The 23,045-nt window shown below is 40.1% G+C and carries 19 protein-coding genes and 1 pseudogene; 17 read left to right on the top strand and 3 right to left on the bottom strand.

Features of this window, described 5'->3' with window-relative positions:
- Positions 1-192 precede the first annotated feature (192 nt).
- The gene (locus tag V7K38_RS20090; RefSeq protein WP_334860156.1) at positions 193-1,302 is read left to right on the top strand and encodes a septal ring lytic transglycosylase RlpA family protein; all 1,110 of its coding nucleotides are present in this window, start codon (positions 193-195) and stop codon (positions 1,300-1,302) included.
- Between the two features lie 185 nt (positions 1,303-1,487).
- Here V7K38_RS20090 and pheT read toward each other — a convergent pair whose 3' ends face one another.
- Positions 1,488-3,938 carry a phenylalanine--tRNA ligase subunit beta gene (gene pheT / locus V7K38_RS20095; RefSeq protein ID WP_334860157.1) on the bottom strand — a complete coding sequence of 817 codons (2,451 nt, stop codon included), beginning with the start codon at positions 3,936-3,938 and terminating at the stop codon, positions 1,488-1,490.
- Between the two features lie 60 nt (positions 3,939-3,998).
- Here pheT and V7K38_RS20100 point away from each other — a divergent pair, with 60 nt between their 5' ends.
- The 4 genes from V7K38_RS20100 (at position 3,999) to V7K38_RS20115 (ending at position 5,862) form a co-directional block, all read left to right on the top strand.
- The gene (locus V7K38_RS20100) at positions 3,999-4,202 is read left to right on the top strand and encodes a hypothetical protein (protein ID WP_334860158.1); all 204 of its coding nucleotides are present in this window, start codon (positions 3,999-4,001) and stop codon (positions 4,200-4,202) included.
- Complete coding sequence (locus V7K38_RS20105) at positions 4,199-4,798, top strand: leucine-rich repeat domain-containing protein (protein ID WP_334860159.1); 600 nt, start codon at positions 4,199-4,201, stop codon at positions 4,796-4,798. The genes V7K38_RS20100 and V7K38_RS20105 overlap by 4 nt, the downstream gene beginning before the upstream one ends.
- Positions 4,799-5,224: 426 nt before the next feature.
- On the top strand, positions 5,225-5,464 hold the full coding sequence (locus V7K38_RS20110; RefSeq protein ID WP_334860160.1) for a type II toxin-antitoxin system Phd/YefM family antitoxin: 240 nt from the start codon (positions 5,225-5,227) through the stop codon (positions 5,462-5,464).
- Positions 5,461-5,862 carry a type II toxin-antitoxin system VapC family toxin gene (locus V7K38_RS20115; RefSeq protein ID WP_334860161.1) on the top strand — a complete coding sequence of 134 codons (402 nt, stop codon included), beginning with the start codon at positions 5,461-5,463 and terminating at the stop codon, positions 5,860-5,862. Before V7K38_RS20110 ends, V7K38_RS20115 begins: the two co-directional genes overlap by 4 nt.
- 15 nt (positions 5,863-5,877) lie before the next feature.
- Here the strand turns inward: V7K38_RS20115 and V7K38_RS29705 are convergent.
- Positions 5,878-5,988, bottom strand: a pseudogene (locus V7K38_RS29705) (type II toxin-antitoxin system VapB family antitoxin); the annotation flags it as partial.
- A 138-nt stretch (positions 5,989-6,126) separates the two neighbouring features.
- Complete coding sequence (locus V7K38_RS20120; RefSeq protein ID WP_334860162.1) at positions 6,127-7,512, bottom strand: response regulator; 1,386 nt, start codon at positions 7,510-7,512, stop codon at positions 6,127-6,129.
- Between the two features lie 754 nt (positions 7,513-8,266).
- Here V7K38_RS20120 and V7K38_RS20125 point away from each other — a divergent pair.
- The 12 genes from V7K38_RS20125 (at position 8,267) to V7K38_RS20180 (ending at position 23,016) form a co-directional block, all read left to right on the top strand.
- Positions 8,267-8,941 carry a vWA domain-containing protein gene (locus tag V7K38_RS20125; protein ID WP_334860163.1) on the top strand — a complete coding sequence of 225 codons (675 nt, stop codon included), beginning with the start codon at positions 8,267-8,269 and terminating at the stop codon, positions 8,939-8,941.
- 48 nt (positions 8,942-8,989) lie between these two features.
- Positions 8,990-9,772, top strand: a complete 783-nt coding sequence (locus V7K38_RS20130) for a PP2C family serine/threonine-protein phosphatase (RefSeq protein WP_334860164.1) — start codon at positions 8,990-8,992, stop codon at positions 9,770-9,772.
- A gap of 56 nt (positions 9,773-9,828) precedes the next feature.
- Positions 9,829-12,000 (top strand): tetratricopeptide repeat protein, encoded by a 2,172-nt coding sequence (locus tag V7K38_RS20135; protein ID WP_334860165.1) that lies wholly within the window; start codon positions 9,829-9,831, stop codon positions 11,998-12,000.
- 308 nt (positions 12,001-12,308) lie between these two features.
- Complete coding sequence (gene rfbF / locus V7K38_RS20140) at positions 12,309-13,082, top strand: glucose-1-phosphate cytidylyltransferase (protein ID WP_334860166.1); 774 nt, start codon at positions 12,309-12,311, stop codon at positions 13,080-13,082.
- 119 nt (positions 13,083-13,201) lie between these two features.
- Positions 13,202-14,416 carry an L-2-hydroxyglutarate oxidase gene (gene lhgO, locus V7K38_RS20145; RefSeq protein WP_334860167.1) on the top strand — a complete coding sequence of 405 codons (1,215 nt, stop codon included), beginning with the start codon at positions 13,202-13,204 and terminating at the stop codon, positions 14,414-14,416.
- A 540-nt stretch (positions 14,417-14,956) separates the two neighbouring features.
- Positions 14,957-15,985, top strand: a complete 1,029-nt coding sequence (locus V7K38_RS20150) for an NAD-dependent epimerase/dehydratase family protein (protein ID WP_265274190.1) — start codon at positions 14,957-14,959, stop codon at positions 15,983-15,985.
- Positions 15,986-16,095: 110 nt separating this feature from the next.
- Positions 16,096-17,364, top strand: coding sequence for a class I SAM-dependent methyltransferase (locus V7K38_RS20155; protein WP_334860168.1), 1,269 nt, complete (start codon positions 16,096-16,098; stop codon positions 17,362-17,364).
- Between the two features lie 196 nt (positions 17,365-17,560).
- Positions 17,561-18,568, top strand: coding sequence for a glycosyltransferase family 2 protein (locus V7K38_RS20160; RefSeq protein ID WP_334860169.1), 1,008 nt, complete (start codon positions 17,561-17,563; stop codon positions 18,566-18,568).
- Positions 18,569-18,609: 41 nt separating this feature from the next.
- Positions 18,610-19,461 carry a phytanoyl-CoA dioxygenase gene (locus V7K38_RS20165; protein ID WP_334860170.1) on the top strand — a complete coding sequence of 284 codons (852 nt, stop codon included), beginning with the start codon at positions 18,610-18,612 and terminating at the stop codon, positions 19,459-19,461.
- Positions 19,462-19,634: 173 nt separating this feature from the next.
- Positions 19,635-20,189, top strand: a complete 555-nt coding sequence (gene rfbC / locus V7K38_RS20170) for a dTDP-4-dehydrorhamnose 3,5-epimerase (RefSeq protein WP_334860171.1) — start codon at positions 19,635-19,637, stop codon at positions 20,187-20,189.
- 159 nt (positions 20,190-20,348) lie between these two features.
- Entirely contained in the window at positions 20,349-21,593 is a 1,245-nt protein-coding gene (locus V7K38_RS20175; RefSeq protein WP_334860172.1) for a glycosyltransferase, read from the top strand.
- Between the two features lie 109 nt (positions 21,594-21,702).
- On the top strand, positions 21,703-23,016 hold the full coding sequence (locus V7K38_RS20180) for an NAD(P)H-dependent oxidoreductase (RefSeq protein WP_334860173.1): 1,314 nt from the start codon (positions 21,703-21,705) through the stop codon (positions 23,014-23,016).
- Positions 23,017-23,045: the final 29 nt, after the last annotated feature.

Below are 23,045 nucleotides of genomic sequence, written 5' to 3' on the forward strand. Positions count from 1 at the left end.
ATTAAGCAGTCGATAATTACGCTAAAACCCTGATCCCCAAGCCAAAACGTTCGTGTTAATCTGTTGCAGTTATAAAAAACAAAGTGAAAACGGAACGAATTCGAGTTTGTTAGAAGGGAAATCACTTTTGCGAGTGAAAAATCCCGCGAATTATGAAACTTAAATTCTACAGTCGCTTTAAAAAACGGACGCATGAATCAAAGACATTTGTGGATTATTGTTGCCCTGTCTATGGCTGCTTTGGGCATACCTTCAGTCGGTTGTACTCAAACCACCAAGGGAAATGCGCTAGCATCCCAAAAATCACCTGCCCCTAATGTGGTGAAGGTGGGAGAGTACCAATCTAGAGCAGGGAGACAAACCTTGGATGCTGTGATTACAGAAATTCATCCTCATGAGATTAGAGGACGTAAGGCGGCAACCCTTTTTATCCGAAATATACCTGTTCTCACTTTTTTGAGTTCTGTATCAAATACAAATTTTGAATCTAAAAAAGTTGGTGCAATTGGAAATACAGAGGGCGTACAATCGTACGCCCTTATTGCTAGCAATTCATCAAATGCATTGAATACTGGAAACTTAACAAATGTAAGTAACCAGATTAACTCCGAAGACAACGATCCGGTTCAGATAGCTGGTGTAATAGCAGCTAAGATCAACCAGTTGAATCGGGAAAATGTGGACGGGAGTAAGATTACGGTCAGTTGGAAAGCAGGGGAAAAATCTACAGCCAATCAAGCGCAAAATAAAAGCGCTCCCCTCCAGCAAAATGGCGATCGCTATGTAATCAAAATTAATGGCGAAGAATTGGTCGAAATCAACGAAAGTACGCGACTAGCACAAACCAATCCCACCAATAATCTAGCGGAAGATGCATTGCAAGCAACTAATCGCCTGCGGAGACTTTTAGGTAATGCATCTCCCCTAAAAGAAATTGCTAATTTACCAGTGCGTCAACTAATATCGATACCAAAGCTACCCCAAGAGATTGCCGTCGGAGTCGTTCGAGCCACCTTGAGAGGCATGGCTTCTTATTACGGCTATGATGGTTCTGGTAATCGGACTGCTAGCGGACAGAGATTCAACCCAGAAGCAATGACTGCCGCCCATCGTAGCTTACCCTTTGGTACGCAAGTGCGTGTAACCAACACCCGCAACGGTCGTTCTGTAGTGCTGCGAATTAATGACCGAGGCCCATACATTCGGGGTCGAGTCATTGACGTATCTGCTGGTGCGGCTCGAATTTTAGGAATGATGGGCAGTGGCGTTGCACCAGTACATATTGAAGTCTTGGGGAGATAATTATTAGAGAGTAGGGATAACGGGAGAAGGGGATAAGGGGACAAAAATAATAACCATCCCCAATTCCCAACAGGATCTTAGAAATCCCTGGGTATGTTTGGTTCTAATTCCAAAGCTAATACGACAGATTCAAGTAGAGTATTCCCAGGTTCAACCTGGGAACTAGACCAAAAAACTCGTAACTTCTAACTTCTCAGGTTAACGCCGAATTTTTCCACCAAGGCTTCGCGGACTTTATTGTGTACTGGTTCAACTTCTGCCTCAGTCAGAGTGCGATCGCTAGCCCGATAAACTAGACGAAATGCTAGACTCCTCTGCCCTTCGGGGACATTTTCGCCGCGATATTCATCAAATAATTCCACCGATTCGAGTAAATCTTTACCCGCTTTGGTAATTACTTTTTGAATTTCGGCAACTGAGATTTTCACGGGTGCGAAAAAGGCGATGTCGCGATCGCTAGCTGGATAGGTAGAATAGGGCTGGAATATTGGCACAAGAATTTCATCTTGCCCTAGAGATTCTAAAAGCACATCTAGATCCAACTGGAAAACATAAACGGAATCTGGTAAACCTTTTTCTCGTCGCAGTTGGGGATGGAGTTGGCCAAAAATACCCAGCCTGTTACCCCGAATCCACAGAGAAGCGGTGCGTCCTGGATGTAAGCGATCGTCGCGGCGATCGGGTTGAAATTCTACCTGCAAGGCAAGTTGCCGAAATACACTTTCTAAAATGCCTTTGGCTTCAAACCAGGTGATGGGTTCTTCGCGTCCACTTTTTGACCATTTGCCAACGGTGCGATCGCCTCCGATAATCCCAGCCAAGGCTTCTGTTTCTTGCAAACCGTCTTCTTCTCGCCAGAAAATTTTTCCGATTTCAAAGCCGTTCAACGCCCCATTACCCTGCTCTAAATTGTATTGAAAGGCATCAATCAACCCAGATAACAAATCGTTTCGTAACGCTGAATATTCCGCAAATAAGGGGTTTGACAGTACTATTTGTCTGTCTTCTCCTGGTTTGACTAAAGAATAGTGAATTAATTCTGTCAACCCTTCAGCCCGGAGGAAAGCTCGTAACTTGCGAATCAGTTCCTCATCTAAAGACAGATAACCACCTTCGGTTGTTTCTGGTAAAGTATCACAGAACCTGTTGTAACCATAGAGACGGGCGATTTCTTCAATTAAATCGATTTCTCGCTCTAAGTCGCGGTAACGATAGGGTGGGACGGAAACTGACCATGTAGGTTGACTGTTGCTATCTTCACCTGAAGCAGTCAACTTACATCCCAAAGCAGTTAGGATGCGCTCAACATCTTGTCCTTGGAGTTCACCTGTGTCCTCTCCTAAATCGATTGGGCCTAATATCTGATTAACTCGGTCTAAACGCAGTGCAATAGAACGACTCCAGGTAGAAGGATCGGGGCGGGTGTCGGCAATTTCCTGCTGGACAAGAATTCCACTAGCCAATTCGCTAATTAAGGATAAGGCGCGGCGATTAGCTATTTCCAACTCAGCGCTATTAACTCCCCGTTCATATCTGCCAGAAGCCTCACTTCTTAAGCCTGCACTGCGGGAAGAACGGCGAATTGCTACGGAATCAAATAAAGCTGCTTCTAAAACTAGGCTTTGAGTCCCTTCATGGACTTCCGTTTCTTCTCCACCCATGACTCCCGCTAGTGCAACGGGTTTGTCGTTAGCGGTAATTAACAAATTTTGGGTTGAGAGGCTGCGAGTTTGTCCATCTAGGGTTTTGAGGGATTCTCCATTATTGACAAAGCGGACACCGATGGTTAAATTTTCGCTACCTGCAACTGATTTTAAGCGATCGCAATCAAAGGCGTGTAATGGTTGTCCCCACTCCAACAAAACGTAGTTAGTAATATCCACCACATTACTGATGGGACGTACCCCAGCCGCCCGCAAACGCTGTTGCAACCATTCGGGAGATGGAGCAATTTTTACCTGTTCAATTACCGTACCGATGTATGCAGGACAAGCTTGGGTATCGGCAATTTTTAAAGCTAAGTTTGCAGCACTTTTGGTAATAGAAACTTCACCAGGTTCAGGAATGCTCAACTTCCCACCAGTTAAAGCTGCTACTTCGCGTGCTACGCCTACCATACTCAAAGCATCAGCGCGATTAGCAGTTGCAGTCAAGTCTAAAATTACATCATCTAAACCCAACAACGGACGCACATCACTACCCAATGGTAAATTTTCCTGGGTAAAAATATGAATTCCGTCTACATCGGTGGGCAAACCGAGTTCCTTTAAAGAACAAATCATCCCCTGAGAAGGGACACCACGGAGTTTTGCAGGTTTAATTTTTAAATCGATATTGGGTAAGTAAGTACCCGTAGTTGCTACCGGCACATATATATCTGCCTTCACATTGGCAGCGCCACAGACAATATTTAAAGTTTCACCAGCACCGATATCGACTTGGCAAACACTTAATTTATCGGCGTTGGGGTGGGGTTGACGCTCAAGCACTTTCCCTACAACCACGCCATTTGCCCAAGTGCGGCGATCTTCAATATCTTCTACCTCAAACCCTGCCATTGTCAGAGTTTCGGCTAATTCTTCTGGACTAAGTTTTATCTCTACTAGTTCGCGCAGCCAATTTAGAGAAATACGCATGGAGTGTGCTTGTTTTAGGAATCGTCTTTTGTTCTCATTTTAGGGTGCAAGAAGCGATCGATGGCTACTCATGCCGCTAGGCGTACCCTTTCACTTGAACAATCCTACTACGTTAGACTGGCAGAACAATATCGCTTTTTTGCTTTATCTTTACATTTTTTGCGATCGGCTCTAGTAAGCTGCGGCACTTCTAGATTAAAAAATTATATGGCTTGTGAATACAAGTCACTTTGTTCCACCTATATCTACGGAGAATTTTTATGAGTTCTTTTCACAGTCTAAAAGAACTTGAGCAAATTATTGAAAACGATAGAAAGTATGGTAGTTTGACAGAACTTCAGATTTATGATTATCGTGAACTTGAGTATCTACCTGAAAGTATCGGCAATCTTAGAAGTTTAAGCGATCTAGATATTTGTGATTGTTGGAGACTTAAAGAACTACCAGAAACTATCGGCAAGTTGAAATATCTTAAGAAACTACAAATTAGGGGTTGTATGGGTAGTCTTGATTGTTTTGATAAACTTCCCGATACTATTGGACAACTTAAATCTTTGACCTACCTTAAAATTCACCAAACCGGGCTAAAATTATTGCCTGATACAATTGGTAATCTCGATAACCTAGAATCCTTAGAAATTAGTAGCAATTGGAAATTGCACCAATTACCCGATACCATTGGTAATTTGAAAAAATTAAAAACTCTTTATCTTCAAGAAAATGACAAATTAATATCTTTGCCAGAAAGTATTGGTAAATTGGAAAGTCTTCAACAGCTGAATATAAGTAGAAAAGCTTTAAAATATTTACCAGAAAGCATTGGTATGTTACAAAATATTCGATATATAAGATGCTTGTGAAAATTTTTTAGATTCCTTGCCAGAAAGTATTTGCAATTTAAAACTGCTAGAAGATATCGATATATATAAATAATAATCCCAAATCCTGAAATTTTCTAGGATGTGTGCTATTAGGCTAACGCACCTTGAATTGTTGAAGGTGCGTTGTTAAAGAAAATACTTGCATTATGAGCAAAACCCTTTATTAAAGACACGGGTTTGCAGACAATCGATAGCTAAAAACGATGTAGAGCAATACTTTGAGACTTACTGTGCCCCAGGTGACAGCTTTGCCCTTATCCACCCAAAATTGGTAATCCCTAATACTTGACTAATTAAATACATGGGCTTGTTTTTTCTCTGTTATCAACAAGCCCAGTTTTTTGCTCTGAGCAATTGATTTAGGACTCCTATATAATGCTGGTAATGAGTAGGGCATAAATAAAAATGTCATCAAAAACTTTCGATATTGCTGACTTATCGGATAATTTAGCTGATTTATTGTCAGATATCCAAAATAATGTTGAAGTGACGCTAACTCGGCAAGGTGTCCCTTGGGCAAGGGTTTTGCCTTTGTCTCAACCCCAAGAACAGCCTGTAGTTCCCAAAGCGGGTTTAAATCGTGGCTCTATGGTAATGAGTGATGATTTTGATGATCCTTTACCAGATTCTTTTTGGGGATTATGAAGGTTTTATTAGATACTCATATTTTTATTTGGTGGGACAGTGAGCCTGAGAAGTTATCACAAAATATTTTAAGTTTGCTACAACGAACGGACACAAAACTATATGTCAGTATTGTTAGTTTGTGGGAAATACAAATTAAGAGTCAGCTAGGTAAGCTTACGCTTAGTCAATCGTTAGAAGACATTTACGACAGCCAAAATAAAAATGGGATATCTTTTTTGTCAGTTATCCCTGCCCATGTTCTAAATTTAAATACTTTACCTCTACATCATAAAGATCCGTTTGACCGAATGCTAATTTCTCAAGCTTTAGTAGAAGGTTTAACGCTGATTTCTATAGACCAGATATTTAAACTTTATGATGTGCCATTATTTTCTGGTGATTTCGGAATCAGATAATAAATATAATGACTTTCATCGACTGCGGCGCTGTTGCTTGTAGTCATAATCATCCTCATATTCAATCGTGTCAAATAGCTCCAAAATTTTCAGTTGCTTTCGACGCTGCACATACTCTCGTAATGCCTCATCAACAACCGCATCCTTAGTTGGATGACCACCAAGTTCGAGAAGCTCTCTTTAATTAAGTTTCCGTCAATTTCTAGATTAGTAGCCATGTGCAAATTCTTCTAATTACGAATTACGAAAGGTTTTGTAGTTAATTTAAGTCAAATGCATAAAGATTATTTTCAGTAATTCGGCGCGGGTAAACGGTTTAGTTAGATATCCAGATGCGCCTACCAATTTCGCTTTTACTTTGTCTACAATTCCTTTACTCCCAGTAACAAAGATGATAGGAGTTTTTTGAAATATTGAATTATTTCGTATAATTCGACACAATTCATAACCATCGATTCCTAGCATATTTAAATCCAACAGAATTAAGTCTGGTTTATGCCTTATAATTGACAAAACTGCTTTTACTGGATCGTTAATCGTTACTACAGAAAAATTTTCATTTTCTAAGAAATAACTAATTTCTTTAAGGATTGTAGGGCTATCATCAACAGAAACGATTTTGTGAACTTTTTGTGCCGTGATAGTAGCAGTCGTTACTCTTTGGGAAACCGGATTTATGTTATTTGATATTGTTGGTTCCTGAAAATTTTCTTTTGGAGGTTCAGAAATTTGTGGTAAATGTGGAACAGCAGCTATATTCTCCTCAGAAATATCTGGGTAAGGGTTGACTCTAGTATTTAGCTCTTGTTTGGTATCAGGTATATCCGTAATTAATTTTGCTAAAAGCAATCGCTCTTCAAATATCTTCGGTAATTTATCATAAGGTGGATCGGGTTCATGCAAGACGATCGCACCCTTAAGTATGTAAGGGTATAAATTGCGAGCTAATTGGATTTCATCTTGATTCAAAATTGTCGCCAGATGAGACAGGCTAAAACCCTTCATCCAATCAGTTAAATCTGGCTGAAGTTTTGGTAAATCTTTTTCCTCAATTTTGCTGTTCATCAACAAATATGGACGTTGGTATGGAGAAGAAATTTGCGGAACAAAAGCCTGCCAATTCTCTAATCTTGCTTGACAACGTTCTAGAATTTTTTCGACATCTAGGCGACAAATTCTTGGCATTCTATCAATAGGCTCTGTTAATTCATAAGTACCTTCTTTGATGAGCAAAAATGATTCAATCACCTCTTTAACTAATTCTTGAATCACGACTGCTGCTTGTGTAGAATGTAGATATTGTTGACTAACAAGCCAGGATATTGCCTGATATTCAGGAGGATGGCTTTTGGAATTGCTGCCATCTTCGATTAACAGAGTGTGGGAGTCAGATTCAAACATCAGACGGACTTGAACGCGAACCTCGCTAGTAAGCAAAGGGATTTGGTGGCCGAGGCGGCGCAAATGGCGTTCTAGTCTATCAAAAGGTTCAACTGAATGGGTAGCGTAAGTTATTTTTCCTTGTTCTAAGTAAATCGACCAACAAACTGAGTTACTTAATGCTTGTAAATAAGTACTATCGGAGCAATTGGATAACTGTCTTAACAAACTTAGAGGACGTAGTTTGGTAAATGTACCTGAGTTATTCATATTTTCCAAGTTTTTTTTGCGGAATCAACAACCCAACATTTGTAGATTTAAAATATCAGCGATGAAGTATCCTCTTCTTTGTAATATTTATCTACGCACAAGTTATTCCTTTTAAAACATGTATATGTTTTAAACATTATAAGTTTTACAACTCATTTGTTACATTTAGCACTTTTAACTTAACTTATCTCAAAGAATAACTACGTGGGTATGGATAAAGATAAACATTTGTCATAGCTAGACTATCAGAAGATGTTGGTTAATACTGGATTTTAACCACTCCCAAGAACTCTTTACTTAAGACCTTAACAACGATGTTTATTTCTGCCCACTCACAGAAAGCAGGCAAATTTGATTCCAAGCTCATGCATTTGCACTAGTATACTTATAGAGTTAAGGATCTTAATTATGGTTAATAATGTTTGTGTAAAGGAAGAATTGTTCTACATAAAATCTTTAAAAACTTATCTGGGAAAGTCTACGTATTTATTGTACTGTAGGTTTAATGGATATAAATTTTTGGTAGATCCATTACAACAGGTAAGGCTGGGTTTTGATATACTATTTTTTGCTAAACTAAACTGTACTCAAGTTCTTCTTAAATATATTGAGAACTTCATGAAAATAATTTGTTTAATAAAGATTAGAGAATCTACCACTAGATACTATATTCTGTAGTCACTTCGGCCATTGAAATTATATACTCTGACAAAAGGGAAATAAAGCTTTGAACTTTAACATAACACAAAAAGTTATGCACGATACGTTAAGACTTGATGAAGTCGTAGAATTTGCTGAGAACCCAGAACCACGCTGTCCTTGTGTACTTTTACTAGACACATCTGGCTCGATGCAAGGAGATCCCATTGAGGCTTTGAATCAAGGTTTACTCAGTCTAAAGGATGAATTAGTCAAAAATTCCTTAGCTGCCAGACGGGTGGAAGTGGCGATCGTGACTTTTGATAGTAATGTCAATGTAGTACAAGACTTTGTGACTGCCGATCAATTCAATCCGCCTATTTTAACAGCACAAGGGTTGACTACAATGGGTGCCGGAATTCATAAAGCTTTGGACATAATTCAAGAGCGGAAATCTCAGTATCGTACCAATGGGATTGCTTACTATCGTCCTTGGGTATTCATGATTACTGATGGTGAACCACAAGGCGAGTTAGAGAATGTGGTAGAGCAAGCATCCCAGCGCTTACAGGGAGATGAAGCAAATAAGCGCGTAGCATTTTTTACAGTAGGTGTCGAAAATGCGAATATGATGCGTTTAAATAAAATAACTGTGCGTACACCTTTGAAGCTCAAAGGATTAAATTTCATTGAGATGTTCGTCTGGCTATCAACTAGTATGTCAGCTGTTTCTCATTCGCAAGTGGACGAACAGGTAGCACTACCGCCCATTGGTTGGGGGACTGTTTAATTAAAATCGCAGCTTGATGTTTACGCAGCTAGCTGTTGAAAAAAATCTATGAACATATCAAAACAGATTGCTCAATGGCGGATTGTAGCTGCATCTGTATGTGGTACAAGTCACTTAAAAAATAAGCAGTTATGTCAGGATGCTCATCACTGGCAAATATTGTCAGATAACGTTTTAGTGGCGGCCGCAGCAGATGGGGCGGGTTCTGCTAGCCTTGGGAAAGTGGGAGCGATGATTGCTGTAGAAACAGTAATAGAAAGCATTTCCAGCCAAGGAATCACCCGAAAACTTTTGAGTGATGATGCTTATGTGCGATCGCTCTTAAATGATGCCATACTAGCCGCCAAAAAAGCTGTTGAGGCTGAAGCGGCTACTTGTGACAAACAGCTTCAAGACTTAGCAACTACCTTAATTATGATGGTTGCCACACCAGAAGTTGTAGCTGTAGTGCAAATAGGTGATGGTTTAGCTGTGGCAAAAGATAGCACGGGCAACCTTTTGGCGCTGACTATACCTGATAGCGGCGAATATATTAACGAAACCACGTTTTTAACTTCACCTACGGCCTTAGATACAGCGCAGATGAGATTATGGCGTACAGAGATAGTTAATGTTGGTATTATCACAGACGGATTACAAATGCTGGCTTTGAATATGGTTGTTGGTGAACCTCACAAACCTTTCTTTTTTCCGCTATTTGAATTTGTAGCCAACACTGAGGATAAGACAGAAGCAAAAGAGCAGTTAGTAAAGTTTTTACGCTCAGACCGAATTACACAACGCACTGATGATGATTTGACACTCATTATAGCTGCATTCAACGACTCATGAGCAATCAATTTACAGGTTTCACATCTTAAATAACTTCCGTTAGCGGTAATTTCATTATGCAGGTACTACGTTGTTCCCCTAGTAGAAAAGAAATCCTCAGCCTCAATGTCAGTTTGGGGCGTGGCGGTGAAGCTTGTGTTTATGCAGTGCCATCCGATAACAACTTGGTGGCAAAGATTTACCACAAGCCAACTACAGCCCATGCTGATAAACTCCAAGCAATGCTTGCCAACCCGCCAGAAAACCCTACGGCTAGTTTGGGGCATATCTCTATCGCTTGGCCAGAGGATTTATTACGGGCAGCAGATGGCAAAAATCCCATCCTGGGCTTTTTGATGCCACGGATTGAGGGGATGCGTCCAATCATCGACTTTTACAACCCCAGAACCCGTCGCCAACACTGTCCTCTATTCAACTATCAGTACCTGCTCCGCACGGCTCGTAACTTGGCGGCAGCAATTGCTGCTTTGCACGCTAGTGGATATTGTATAGGTGATGTAAACGAGTCAAATATCCTCGTCAGTGACACCGCACTAGTGACTTTGATAGATACAGACTCTTTCCAAGTACTCGACCCCAACAGCAATGTTGTTTATCGCTGCCCAGTCGGGAAACCAGAGTTTACTCCACCAGAACTACAGAATAAAACTTTTGCCCAGCACGATCGCGAAATTTCTCACGATTTATTTGGGTTAGCAGTGCTGGTGTTCCAACTCTTAATGGAAGGCACTCACCCATTTTCGGGGATTTTTCAAGGCGCTATTGAGCCACCACCCTACGAAGCCCGCATTGCATCGGGTCATTTTACTTACAGCCAAAAACGGTACGTACCCTACCTACCTACCCCCATTGCACCCCCTTGGGAAATTCTTCATCCCAGCTTACAAGAATTATTCGTCCGTTGTTTTGAAGATGGTCACAACAACCCCCAATTGCGCCCCTGCGCCCAGACTTGGCTCTCAGCAATCGCTGAAGCTGAAGATTCCCTAATTACCTGCACTACAAATCCTCAGCATCGCTACAACAACCACATGCGTAGTTGTCCGTGGTGTGAACGTACCGTGCGATTAGGCGGACGCGACCCCTTCCCATCACATCGAGCTATAGAAGCTAGAGAACATCTCCAACCGCGAATTAAAGCGAAAAAGCGCTACACCCAGACACCGCATTTTCCCCAACGAAGTATGTCACCGCACTTAGTTAATTACTGGCAACCAGTAATGACCCCAAGCGGTTCACTTCATAAACGTTCCAAAAAGTCAAAATTGTACCCAATTATTTGTTGCCTGATGGGTTTTGGTTTATTGGGATATGCGGACGTAATGATTAAATTTACTCAGCCGTTGGTTTCCCAAAATGCTTACACTCAACAAACATTGAAGTCTCGCCAGGCAGTTAACAAACTTAGCTTCGCTGATTACTATCAGCAGGGTTATATTGCTTACAATGGTCGAGACTATGAAAAAGCAATTGCCAGTTTTAGCGAAGCAATTGCACAAGAACCGACATATGCTAGAGCAATTGTAAATCGTGGCAATGCCCGCTATAACCTGAAAGACTACGAAGGAGCAGTCACGGATTATAGCCAAGCTCTCAAAATTAATCCCAATCAAATCAAAGCTCTGGTGAATCGGGGCAATGCCCGCTATATGCTCGCCGAATATAGCAACGATCCTGATACAGAATATAACCTAGCGATCGCAGACTATAATCGAGCTATTGGTCTGGATAATAACGAAGTTGAAGCTCATATCAGACGGGGAATTGTCCGCACCCAAATGGCTAAATATAGCGGTGAATCTCAACAAGATTACAAAAAAGCAATCACAGATTTTACTCAGGCGATAAAACTGAATGTATCAAAGGCAGAAGCTTACTTTCAGCGAGGTGTTGTCTATTATCAAATTGCTCAATATAGCAGCAATTATGAGCAACAGTATAAACTAGCGATCGCCGATCTTAACGAAGCATTAGCAATTAGCCCCAAACTAGCAAAAGCATATCTCAAACGAGGTATGGTTCGTTATGAGCTAGCACAATATGGTGGTAGTGAATCTAACAATAACCAAACCAAAGCGATCGAAGATGTACAGGCATCTGCCAAAATGTTTCTTGAGCAAGATGATATGGATAATTATCAGCAAGCACTCAGTAACTTATGTGTCGTTGTAGAAAACAAATGCGATCCTTTATTTCAAACCTCAACTAACATAGAAAAAACTAACTGAAAATAAGTAAGTTTTATTACTTGCATATTACCAAGTCTGACTAGGGTTAGCACAAGCTAATCCTAGTTATTTTATTGGTGATATTTTTATTTAACTAAGTACTTTATTTTCATATTTATAGATATTCATAGAGCTTTTATATAGAAAAGATGTTAATTTATCTTTCCTTTATAATTTTGGGGGAAATTACAGTTAAATTGTTTACGGAGAAAAACAAATTAGAAATCAATTTTTCTCTATCTAAGTGCATCCTCTTCATGTCAAAAAAGTCAAATAATAATATCCCTACAAATCTCTGAGGTAATTGCATGAAAGCGGTGATTTTGGCTGGAGGACTTGGTACACGTCTGAGTGAAGAAACTAGTATCAGACCCAAGCCGATGGTTGAGATTGGTGGTAAGCCAATTCTCTGGCACATAATGAAGACTTACTCCGCCCACGGCATTAATGACTTCATCATTTGTTGCGGTTACAAAGGTTACATAATTAAGGAGTATTTTGCTAACTACTTCTTGCACATGTCAGATGTTACCTTTGATATGCGATTTAACCAGATGAACGTGCATTCTGGTTATGCTGAACCCTGGCGTGTCACCTTAGTAAATACGGGTGATAATACCATGACAGGCGGACGCTTAAAGCGAATCAGCGAACATCTTGGTAATGAAACTTTTTGCTTTACTTATGGTGATGGTGTAAGTAATATTAATATCACCGAGCTAGTGAAGTTTCACAAACAACAAAATACATTAGGAACCCTCACAGCCGTTCAACCAGCCGGACGCTTTGGAGCCATTTCCTTGGGATATGAGCAAACTAAGATTACCAGCTTTCGGGAAAAACCTGAAGGTGATGGAGCTTGGATTAATGGCGGTTATTTTGTGTTAGAACCAGAAGTAATCAATTTGATTGCTGATGACTCTACAGTATGGGAGCAAGAGCCATTAGAAAAGCTAGCTGACATGGAACAGCTATCCGCTTTTAAGCATGATGGTTTTTGGCAACCAATGGATACTTTACGCGATAAAAACTATCTCGAAGGGCTATGGAAAAACAATCAAGCTCCTTGGAAGGTATGGTAGAAAGAGAGTTAGGAGTTATGAGTTATAAATTATTAATTGCACTTAACTCCTAACTCTTCACTGATAACTCCTAACTTCTTATTCATAGCTTTTTTGTAATTTTAAGTGCGATAATACTAATGTATGATTTTGCGATTATAGGTGGGGGAATAGTTGGACTCTCTACAGCCCTAGCTTTAGGAAAACGCTATCCCAATGCGCGTATTTTAGTACTAGAGAAAGAGAGTCAATGGGCATTTCACCAAACCGGCAATAATAGCGGGGTAATTCATTCTGGTATTTACTACAAGCCAGGGAGTTTCAAAGCTAAATTTTGTCGTGATGGTTCCCGCTCTATGGTAGAATTTTGCCAAGAGCATGGAATTGAGCATGAAGTTTGTGGTAAAGTGATTGTTGCCACTGAAGAACAAGAGCTACCACGTCTAGAAAATCTCTACCAACGCGGCTTAGACAATGGCATAGAAGTCAAGAGAATCAGCCCCGAAGAAGTCAGGGAAATTGAACCTCACGTAAAATGTGTAGGCGGGCTTCGGGTATTATCAACTGGTATTGTTAATTACAAGCAAGTTTGTTTAAAATATGCCCAGCTAATTCAACAGCAGGGTGGAGATTTACATCTCAATACAAAAGTTCTGAAAATCTCCCCAAGTGGTCAAAATCAGGTACTGGAAACAAACAAAGGTAACTTTGCAACCCGCTTTGTAATTAATTGTACGGGATTGCATAGCGATCGCACCGCCAGATTAGGTAAAGTTGAACCCCAAGCCAAAATCGTCCCATTCCGGGGAGAATACTACGAACTGACCCCAGAAAAACGCCATCTGGTTAAGACACTAATTTATCCAGTTCCCAATCCAGATTTTCCCTTCCTGGGTGTCCACTTTACCCGGATGATAGATGGTAGCGTCCATGCAGGGCCAAACGCGGTTCTGTCGCTCAAACGTGAAGGCTACAAAAAAACCGACTTCGACTTACGAGATTTTCTTGAGGTCATCACCTATCCCGGCTTCTGGAAATTGGCAGCCAAACACGCTGATGAAGGCATTCAAGAAATCATTCGTTCTTTTAGTAAAGCAGCCTTCACCAGAAGTTTGCAAAAACTAATTCCCGAAGTCCAAGCAGAAGACTTAGTTCCCACCCATGCAGGAGTCCGCGCTCAAGCCTTGATGAACGATGGCAAGCTTGTAGACGACTTTTTGATTGTTTCCGGTCAAAACTCCATCCATGTTTGCAATGCTCCTTCTCCAGCCGCTACATCTTCTCTAGAAATCGGCAAAGCGCTTGTGGCAGAAATTCCCCAACCCTCGCATCTAAATAATGTAGTAACTGCATAGATATCATAGTTACTTCCGGTGCTGCTGAATTAAGGGATGAATATTGTGGGGTGAGCATCTTGCTCGCTGGGAAATACAAGACATGAGCAATATACTTATCCCACAAGAAAAAGTTTAGTGCATCAATTAAGAACCGCTATAAAGTGCTGCTACCCAACGAGTAAGCCTGTAAAAGGTTTTAGTAAGCTAAAACACATTTAATTTGCAGATTAAAATTTTATCAATATCTATCTTGTGGGGCGGGTATCTTGCCCGCCCTGATGATGCAAGTTAAATGCCGATTAGCTTAACTACGTAATGACTCTTAGCCGATTTATATATAGCGCTTCTAGGCTGAGTCTAACGACCTAACCGCTAACCCCTTCCCTACTAGGCGTTGGGGAGTAAAATTCAAAGCCTCTCTCCTCTTAGGTCGAGTTATTTACGTACAAACGAAAAATATAGCCGTTCCCTTCAGGATGCAACACGCTGTAGGGCGCACATCTTTGCCTCCCTACTAAACGAAGAATTTAACTCATCAATACAAAGGCGTTAACCACAATGAAAATATTAGTAACTGGAACAGAAGGCTACCTTGGTTCATTATTACCGTCTCTGTTAATTGAACGCGGACATGAAGTTATCGGTCTAGATACTGGTTTCTATAAAGTTGGTTGGCTATACAACGCTAATGGGGTTACACCTAAAACCCTTAACAAAGATATCCGCAACATTACCCCCGATGATTTGGAAGGCGTTGAAGCAATAGTTCACATGGCGGAACTCTCCAACGACCCAGCCGGACAATTAGCACCGAATATTACTTACGAAATTAATCATGTCGGTTCAGTTCGTCTCGCTAGCCTAGCGAAAGCTATGGGTGTGCGCCGCTTTGTATATATGTCTTCGTGCAGCGTCTACGGTGTTGCTACCGCAGGTGATGTTACAGAAGAATCCCCGATTAATCCCCAAACAGCTTATGCAGAGTGCAAAACTCTTGTAGAAAGGGATGTCAGACCACTCGCTGACGATGACTTCTCTCCCACCTTTATGCGGAATGCCACAGCCTTTGGTGCTTCACCCAGGATGCGCTTTGATATTGTTTTAAACAACTTAGCAGGGTTGGCATGGACTAGCAAACAAATCAAAATGACCAGTGATGGTACACCCTGGCGGCCATTAGTCCACGCACTGGATATTTGCAAAGCAATAGTCTGTGCTTTAGAAGCACCACGAGACATTGTACATAACCAAATCTTCAACGTTGGAGATACAGCAAACAACTATCGCGTTAAAGAAATTGCGGAAATTATTGCTGATATTTTCCCAGATTGTAAATTGTCCTTTGGTGATAACGGCTCAGATAACCGCAGCTATCGGGTATCCTTCGAGAAAATCAACACAATTCTTCCCGGATTTAAGTGTGATTGGAATGCCCGACTAGGTGCCCAGCAGCTATTTGATTTATTCAGTCAAATAGATATGGCTGAAGATACTTTCTTGTTTAGAGGATTTACTCGCTTAAAACAGCTAGAGTATCTAATTCGTACCGAGCAAATTGACAAAGATTTCTTCTGGAATAAAAAGTAGAAATAGTTGCCTAGGAGCAATGAATAAATAATCTAAGCTTCCGAATCAACAATATTTGATTCGGACTTATTTCATCCATTAAAAAATTTGTAATCAGTGAGTTGAAAATTATGGCAAACGCAAAATGTCGTTTCAGTGGTCAACCTCTGCACCAAACCTTTATTGATTTAGGAATGTCACCTTTAGCTAATGCTTATCTGACAGCAGAACAGCTAAATCATGCCGAAAAATTTTATCCTCTTCATGCTTATGTCTCCGAAGACACCCTCTTAGTTCAATTAGAACAATTTGAAACTCCCGATCATATTTTCAGTAACTATGCTTATTTTTCTTCCTACTCAGTAAGTTGGCTAAAACACGTCAAAGCTTACACCGATATGATGGTAGAAAAATTTGGCTTTAATGATCATAATCAAGTTATTGAAATTGCTAGTAATGATGGCTACTTACTGCAATATTTTGTAGAAAAGGGAATCCCAGTTTTAGGAATAGAACCAGCAGCAAATATAGCCAAGATAGCTCAAGATAGAGGCATTCCTAGTATCAACAAGTTTTTTGGGGTTGAAACTGCCAAAGAACTTGTGATACAAGGAAAACTAGCCGATCTTTTGATAGGCAACAATGTTTTAGCTCATGTACCAGATTTAAATGATTTCATTGCTGGGATGAAACTTATCCTCAAACCGAATGGTATTTTGACGATGGAGTTTCCTCACATTTTGCAACTGATTCAACAAAACCAGTTTGATACTATTTATCACGAGCATTTTTCTTACTTCTCATTTCTCTCTATCGAAAAGATTTTTGCAGCACATAATTTGCAACTTTTTGATGTAGAAGAATTACCAACTCACGGCGGTTCTTTAAGAATTTATGCCAAACATGATGATGCTGATAATCCTGGTATCTGTAACCGAGTTAGCCATCTAAAAGCAAAAGAAATTGCTGCTGGACTACATCAGCTAGAGACTTATATTACATTTGGCGAAAAAGTCAAACAAACAAAGCATAAGCTTTTAAGTTTCCTTATAAATACCAAAGCACAAGGTAAATCCGTTGTTGGTTATGGCGCACCAGCTAAAGGTAACACATTGCTTAATTACTGTGGTATTGGGAAAGATTTTATCGATTACACAGTTGATTGTAATCCTTACAAACAAGACTTATTTTTACCTGGAACTCATATTCCCATCTTTGAGCCAGACAAAATCCGCGAAACTAAACCAGATTATGTCCTAATTTTACCTTGGAATCTCAAGGAAGAAATTATGGAACAAATGGCCTTTATTGCTGAGTGGGGTGGACAGTTTGTTGTGCCTATTCCTGAAGTAAAAATTTATCCGTCTCCTATTCCGGATAGGCTTTTAATAGCGTCGTAATTACTAAATATAACCAAAAAAGCGCCTTTTGTTACTATTTATTGTTGTCATTATGAACATAGACAATAGGTAAAAATAATTAAAAGGCGTAGTTATGTAAAGCTTTTGTTATCAAACTAAAAAAATAATCTGGATAGCAGCTTGTTAATTAATAAACTGCTGTTAGTAGCCTTTTAACTACAGAGTTGAGCTTAATATGAATAAACTACTGACTATTGCTATTCCTACATTCAATCGTGCCCAGCTTCTAGATAAACAACTTACTTGGTTATCTCAAGCTATCAAAGGTTTTGAAGATGAATGTGAAATTGTAATTTCTGATAATTGTTCAACGGATAATACTCAGGAGGTGATCAAAAAATGGCAAGAAATACTTAGCAATATCACATTTAAATCAAATAAAAACTCTAAAAATTTAGGCGTAGTCAAAAATATTATGTATTGCCTAAAGTCTACAACAACAAAATATGTTTGGACAATCGGCGATGATGACCCAATTCAAGATAGAGCCATTGCTTATGTAATTAGCAAACTTAGACAACATGAAGATTTATCATTATTATTCCTAAATTTTTCTGGTCGGAACCAAATTACTGGTGAACCAGTGCATCCACCAACAATTGTTGGTAATCGCTGGTTTGACGTTGATAGTGAAGATGGTAAGGGTGATGGTAAAGCCATATTTGAACATTGTTTTTCAAAAAGTGTCGGTGCAGTTATTTTTCTGACTGCTACAGTCTATCGCACTGACTTAGTAAAACGCGCTCTCCAAAATTGGCAAGATGCTGAGAATAACTGGATATCTTTAGCATATTTAGCCGGATATTGCGCTGCGAATGGTAGTGTAATTGTCACTAAAGAGACTTATTTAGAATGTGTTGTTGGTGTGAGTTATTGGCAGAAAGAACCAAAATCTGCACTATTAATGCAATACAAACATATCCCTGAAGTGATTTTGAAATTAGAGCGGAGTGGATATTCTAAGCTGTTTTGTCGGCGGATGCTTTTGCAGAACGGGAAAGAAGTCAACTTGAAAGTTTTTTTAGGTGCTTTAAGAAGATGGCCTATGTCAGCCATCAAAACAGTAGTTCCATTTTTGGCTTTAGTTAGCTTGTGTGCTTTTGACGTGATGATTTCTAAAGAATTCAGTTTAGCAGAATCAAGCGAAATCTCTACTGAAGAAGTACGTAGCTATAAGCCATAAACCACTAACAAATATATATCAACAAGATAAGGATTTACGCCATGTTTAACGCGATTAAACACAAAATAGCTACACTCTCGTCTGACATTGAATATTACCTAGCTCGTTGGAAGCACAGCAGAAAATTGCCAGCATTAGAAGGACGCGATCGCAACATCCTTAATACTCTCAAAAAAGATGGTGTTTGCGTTACAACACTAGCAGATTTAGGGTTCAACTCTAGCTCTGAAATGCTCAAAGCTGCTTACCATCAATTATCTCAGATGGAAAATCCCACCAATGAGCATCTAAATGAACGTTTGCCACAAATTTATACAGTTACAGGTATACCAGAATTTTATGCCTGGGGTGTAGAGAAAAGGCTACTCAACATCATTGAAAATTATATCGGTCTTCCTATTGCTTTTCATGGTTTACATTTACGCAAAGATTTCAAGAGTAAACATCAGTTTGGGACACTGCTATGGCATAGCGATGCAGAAGACCGTCGCATTATCAAAATCATTATTTACTTTAATGATGTAGAAGAAAAAACAGGCCCTTTTCAATACCTTCCCCGCTCTTTAACTCCTTTCTTTAGTTGGAATTATTTTCAACTTTACTACAAACTTTGGAAATCAAGTTATATGGGTATCAATGATGAACAAGTAAAATCAGTCATCCCCAAATTAGCTTGGAAATCTTGCTCAGGTCTAGCAGGTACAGTTATTCTTGTAGATACGAAAAATACTTTGCATCACGGCACAGTCCGCACAGAAGACAGGTCAACACTGTTCTTGTGTTACACCGCAAATCCCCCCGAACGCCCAGACCTCTGTACCCAATACTGGGATGATACTTATCCCAGAGTAGAGTTACGTCCTGCATCTGATGCAGTTAAAGTTTCAACTTAAAAACAATTAACCACAGAGACGCAGAGAACACAGAGGAAGAGAAGGAAATGGCATTGCTCGACTGACATAAAATATCTCTCAAACTCTCATATCTCTGTGTCCTCTGTGCCTCTGCGGTTTGTTTATTTTTGGCACAAAATTTTCTTACTCAACATTCATCTCAAAGGAATCACATGATTTTCACCGCAACCGCACTTAAAGACGCATTCATTATTGACTTAGAAGAAAAACCAGACCACCGTGGTTTTTTTGCTCGGTCTTTCTGCGCTCAAGAATTTGAAGCACACGGATTAAAGTCAACTGTTGCCCAATGCAATCTGTCTTTTAACTACAAAAAAGGCACTATTCGGGGAATGCACTATCAAGTTCTACCAGCCGCAGAAACGAAGTTAATTCGCTGTACTAAAGGCGCAATCTATGACGTAATTATTGATATGCGTCCTGAATCTCCCAGCTTCTTATCACACATTGGTGTGGAACTTACTCCAGAAAACCACCGTGCTTTGTATGTTCCAGAAATGTTTGCTCATGGCTATCAAGCACTGACGGATGAGACTGAAGTTGTATATCAAGTGGGTGAATTTTACACGCCTGGGTATGAAAGAGGTTTACGCTATGATGACCCGTTTTTTAACATTGATTGGCCTTTAGATGTGACTGAAATTTCTGAGAAGGATTTAAGTTGGCCTTTGTTAAGGATGATGACTGTTGGTGGTACTTCTAGATAAGTTTAGCGGTATTAAATGGTTTTTTAAGGTAGACGCGGAGCGGCTTCCCGCAGGATACCGCCAAGGGCGCGAAGGAAGGAATTAGAATTGATGTATATATAAATACCAATTACTAATTAAGCTTTGAGATATTCAGTTAATGAAATTAGGTAGAAATAAATGTTAAATAGTATTCTATCTCGTGTCGCTAATACTATCTCTTTTGTCTCCAATAAAGTTCAAGCTCGTATTAATTACGCGAAAACATTACAGGTTGTTTCTCTAAAGCCAAAAAAACCTTCTAAGGGGAATGTACTTCTTTCTTATCGGATTGAGCCATTTCTCTTAAAAGCTGGTCAGGCAATGCCTAATGACCATACTTGGTACTGGGAAGTTTGGCAAATAGCTCAAACTTTTTTAGACTTGGGCTATAACGTTGATGTTATCCAGTTCCACAATGATAAATTCGTTCCGCAAAAGGATTACGCATTTTTCATTGATATCCGTCATCGGATGGAAGCCCTTACACCAAAACTCAATAAAGATTGTATCAAAATTTTCCACGTTGACATTGCGAATATGGTGTTTCGTAATGCAGCAGAATGCAATAGGCTTTTAGAACTACAACGGCGCAAAGGTATCACCTTAAAACCACAGCGATTTGAGGTTCCTAACTTGGGAATTGAATATGCAGATTGTGCAATTGTGTTGGGTAACGATTTCACAACTGATACATTCAAGTATGCCAATAAACCGATGTATCGTATCCCAATTTCTTCGCCTGTCGTTTATCCCTATCCTGATAAGAAAGATTTTGAAGCGGTAAGAAAACGTTTTCTCTGGTTTGGTGGTAGTGCTTTAGTCCTTAAAGGATTAGATTTAGTTTTAGATGCCTTTGCTCAAATGCCGGAATACCATTTAACAATTTGTGGCCCGGTAAGTAATGACAAAGAATTTGAACGAGCTTTCTATAAAGAACTGTATGAAACGCCTAATATTCATACTTATGGGTGGATTGATGTTACCAGTCCTGATTTTATAGAGGTGACAAATAATTGTCTAGGGCTGGTTTATCCTTCCGTTTCTGAAGGACAATCAGGAGCGGTAATCAGTTGTTTACAAGCTGGGTTAATTCCCATTTTAAGCTACGAATCTGGTGTTGATGTTCACGATTTTGGTGTGATTTTCGATAATCTTTCCCTTGAAGAAATTAAGGCGAAAATTATAAGTATTTCCAATTTGCCTGAAGAAGATTTAAAGTTTATGTCTCGTCAGGCTTGGGAATATGCAAGAGCAAATCATACCAGAGAAAAGTTTGCCCAAGTCTACAGAAATGTTGTGGAGCAAATTATCGAAAATCACAGCCAGAAAAAACATCCTGTTTCTATAGCATCTAGCAAACAACCAGTTAGTAGCGATCGCTAATCTTAATTCCCATAAAAATGTACTTAATATTTAGCTGTAAAAAATCATTAAGTGCAAGTTTATAGAGAATTTGTATCACAACCAACAGTTCCAAAAAGGAGTTTAGTTCATGATTATTATCGATCGCGCCTTACAAGCCCGTGCAGCAGCAGGAAATCCTATCAAGGTGGGAATGATTGGTGCTGGTTTTATGGGTCGAGGAATTGCCAACCAAATTGTCAATTCTGTGCCAGGAATGGAGTTAGTTGCAATCTCCAATCGTCAGATTGATGCAGCTAAACAAGCTTATTCGGAAGCAGGAATTGAAGATATTCAAGTTGTTGGAACTGTCAGCGCATTAGAAGATGCGATCGCAAACGGTAAGTATGCAGTCACAGAAGACGCTAAGTTATTGTGTCGGGCTGAGGGCATCGAGGCCATCATCGAAGTCACAGGTGCAGTGGAATTTGGCGCTCACATCGTTATGGAAGCGATCGCTCATTGCAAACATGTGATCATGATGAATGCCGAACTCGACGGCACTATTGGCCCCATCCTCAAAGTCTATGCTGACAAAGCAGGTGTCATTCTTACTGCTTGTGATGGCGATCAGCCAGGGGTGCAAATGAACCTCTACCGCTTTGTAAAAAGCATTGGTCTAACTCCCTTATTGTGCGGTAACATTAAAGGACTCCAAGACCCTTATCGCAATCCCACCACCCAGGAGGGATTTGCTAAACGTTGGGGTCAAAAGCCCCACATGGTGGCTAGCTTCGCCGACGGAACCAAAATTTCCTTCGAGCAAGCGATCGTTGCCAATGCCACAGGGATGAAAGTCGCCAAACGGGGAATGCTGGGATATGACTTCAACGGTTATGTCGAGGAAATGACCCATTTATATGATGTTAAACAACTCAAAGAACTGGGCGGCATTGTCGATTATGTAGTTGGAGCAAAACCAGGCCCAGGCGTATATGTATTTGCCACTCACGACGACCCCAAGCAACGCCACTATCTCAACCTATACAAATTAGGCGAAGGCCCACTTTACAGCTTCTATACTCCTTATCACCTCTGTCATTTTGAAGTTCCCCTGTCCGTAGCGCGTGCTGTTCTATTCGGTGATGCCGTTATGTCTCCACTCGCAGGCCCGTTAGTAGATGTTGTCACCACTGCCAAAATCGACTTGAAAGCTGGAGAAACCCTGGATGGCATCGGTTACTACATGACCTACGGACAATGTGAAAATTCCCCCATCGTCCAACAGCAAAATCTCTTACCAATTGGTTTAGCCGAAGGATGTCGTCTAAAACGGGATATTTCTAAGGATCAAGTCCTCACTTATGAGGATGTAGAATTACCTGAAGGTAGACTTTGCGACCAACTAAGAACTGAGCAAAACAATTATTTCGCCACAGAAAAAATCTTGGTAGCAGTTGGGTAATATCGGTTCCAAAAATATTCGCAACAAAT

It is taken from the genome of Nostoc sp. (assembly GCF_036917465.1).
Taxonomy (GTDB): domain Bacteria; phylum Cyanobacteriota; class Cyanobacteriia; order Cyanobacteriales; family Nostocaceae; genus Nostoc.

Bases quoted from the DNA above. Each gene is read 5' to 3' on its own strand.
- V7K38_RS20090 (WP_334860156.1), top strand. From the start codon at position 193: ATGAATCAAAGACATTTGTGGATTATTGTTGCCCTGTCTATGGCTGCT.
- pheT (WP_334860157.1), bottom strand. From the start codon at position 3,938: ATGCGTATTTCTCTAAATTGGCTGCGCGAACTAGTAGAGATAAAACTT.
- V7K38_RS20100 (WP_334860158.1), top strand. From the start codon at position 3,999: ATGGCTACTCATGCCGCTAGGCGTACCCTTTCACTTGAACAATCCTAC.
- V7K38_RS20105 (WP_334860159.1), top strand. From the start codon at position 4,199: ATGAGTTCTTTTCACAGTCTAAAAGAACTTGAGCAAATTATTGAAAAC.
- V7K38_RS20110 (WP_334860160.1), top strand. From the start codon at position 5,225: ATGTCATCAAAAACTTTCGATATTGCTGACTTATCGGATAATTTAGCT.
- V7K38_RS20115 (WP_334860161.1), top strand. From the start codon at position 5,461: ATGAAGGTTTTATTAGATACTCATATTTTTATTTGGTGGGACAGTGAG.
- V7K38_RS20120 (WP_334860162.1), bottom strand. From the start codon at position 7,512: ATGAATAACTCAGGTACATTTACCAAACTACGTCCTCTAAGTTTGTTA.
- V7K38_RS20125 (WP_334860163.1), top strand. From the start codon at position 8,267: ATGCACGATACGTTAAGACTTGATGAAGTCGTAGAATTTGCTGAGAAC.
- V7K38_RS20130 (WP_334860164.1), top strand. From the start codon at position 8,990: ATGAACATATCAAAACAGATTGCTCAATGGCGGATTGTAGCTGCATCT.
- V7K38_RS20135 (WP_334860165.1), top strand. From the start codon at position 9,829: ATGCAGGTACTACGTTGTTCCCCTAGTAGAAAAGAAATCCTCAGCCTC.
- rfbF (WP_334860166.1), top strand. From the start codon at position 12,309: ATGAAAGCGGTGATTTTGGCTGGAGGACTTGGTACACGTCTGAGTGAA.
- lhgO (WP_334860167.1), top strand. From the start codon at position 13,202: ATGTATGATTTTGCGATTATAGGTGGGGGAATAGTTGGACTCTCTACA.
- V7K38_RS20150 (WP_265274190.1), top strand. From the start codon at position 14,957: ATGAAAATATTAGTAACTGGAACAGAAGGCTACCTTGGTTCATTATTA.
- V7K38_RS20155 (WP_334860168.1), top strand. From the start codon at position 16,096: ATGGCAAACGCAAAATGTCGTTTCAGTGGTCAACCTCTGCACCAAACC.
- V7K38_RS20160 (WP_334860169.1), top strand. From the start codon at position 17,561: ATGAATAAACTACTGACTATTGCTATTCCTACATTCAATCGTGCCCAG.
- V7K38_RS20165 (WP_334860170.1), top strand. From the start codon at position 18,610: ATGTTTAACGCGATTAAACACAAAATAGCTACACTCTCGTCTGACATT.
- rfbC (WP_334860171.1), top strand. From the start codon at position 19,635: ATGATTTTCACCGCAACCGCACTTAAAGACGCATTCATTATTGACTTA.
- V7K38_RS20175 (WP_334860172.1), top strand. From the start codon at position 20,349: ATGTTAAATAGTATTCTATCTCGTGTCGCTAATACTATCTCTTTTGTC.
- V7K38_RS20180 (WP_334860173.1), top strand. From the start codon at position 21,703: ATGATTATTATCGATCGCGCCTTACAAGCCCGTGCAGCAGCAGGAAAT.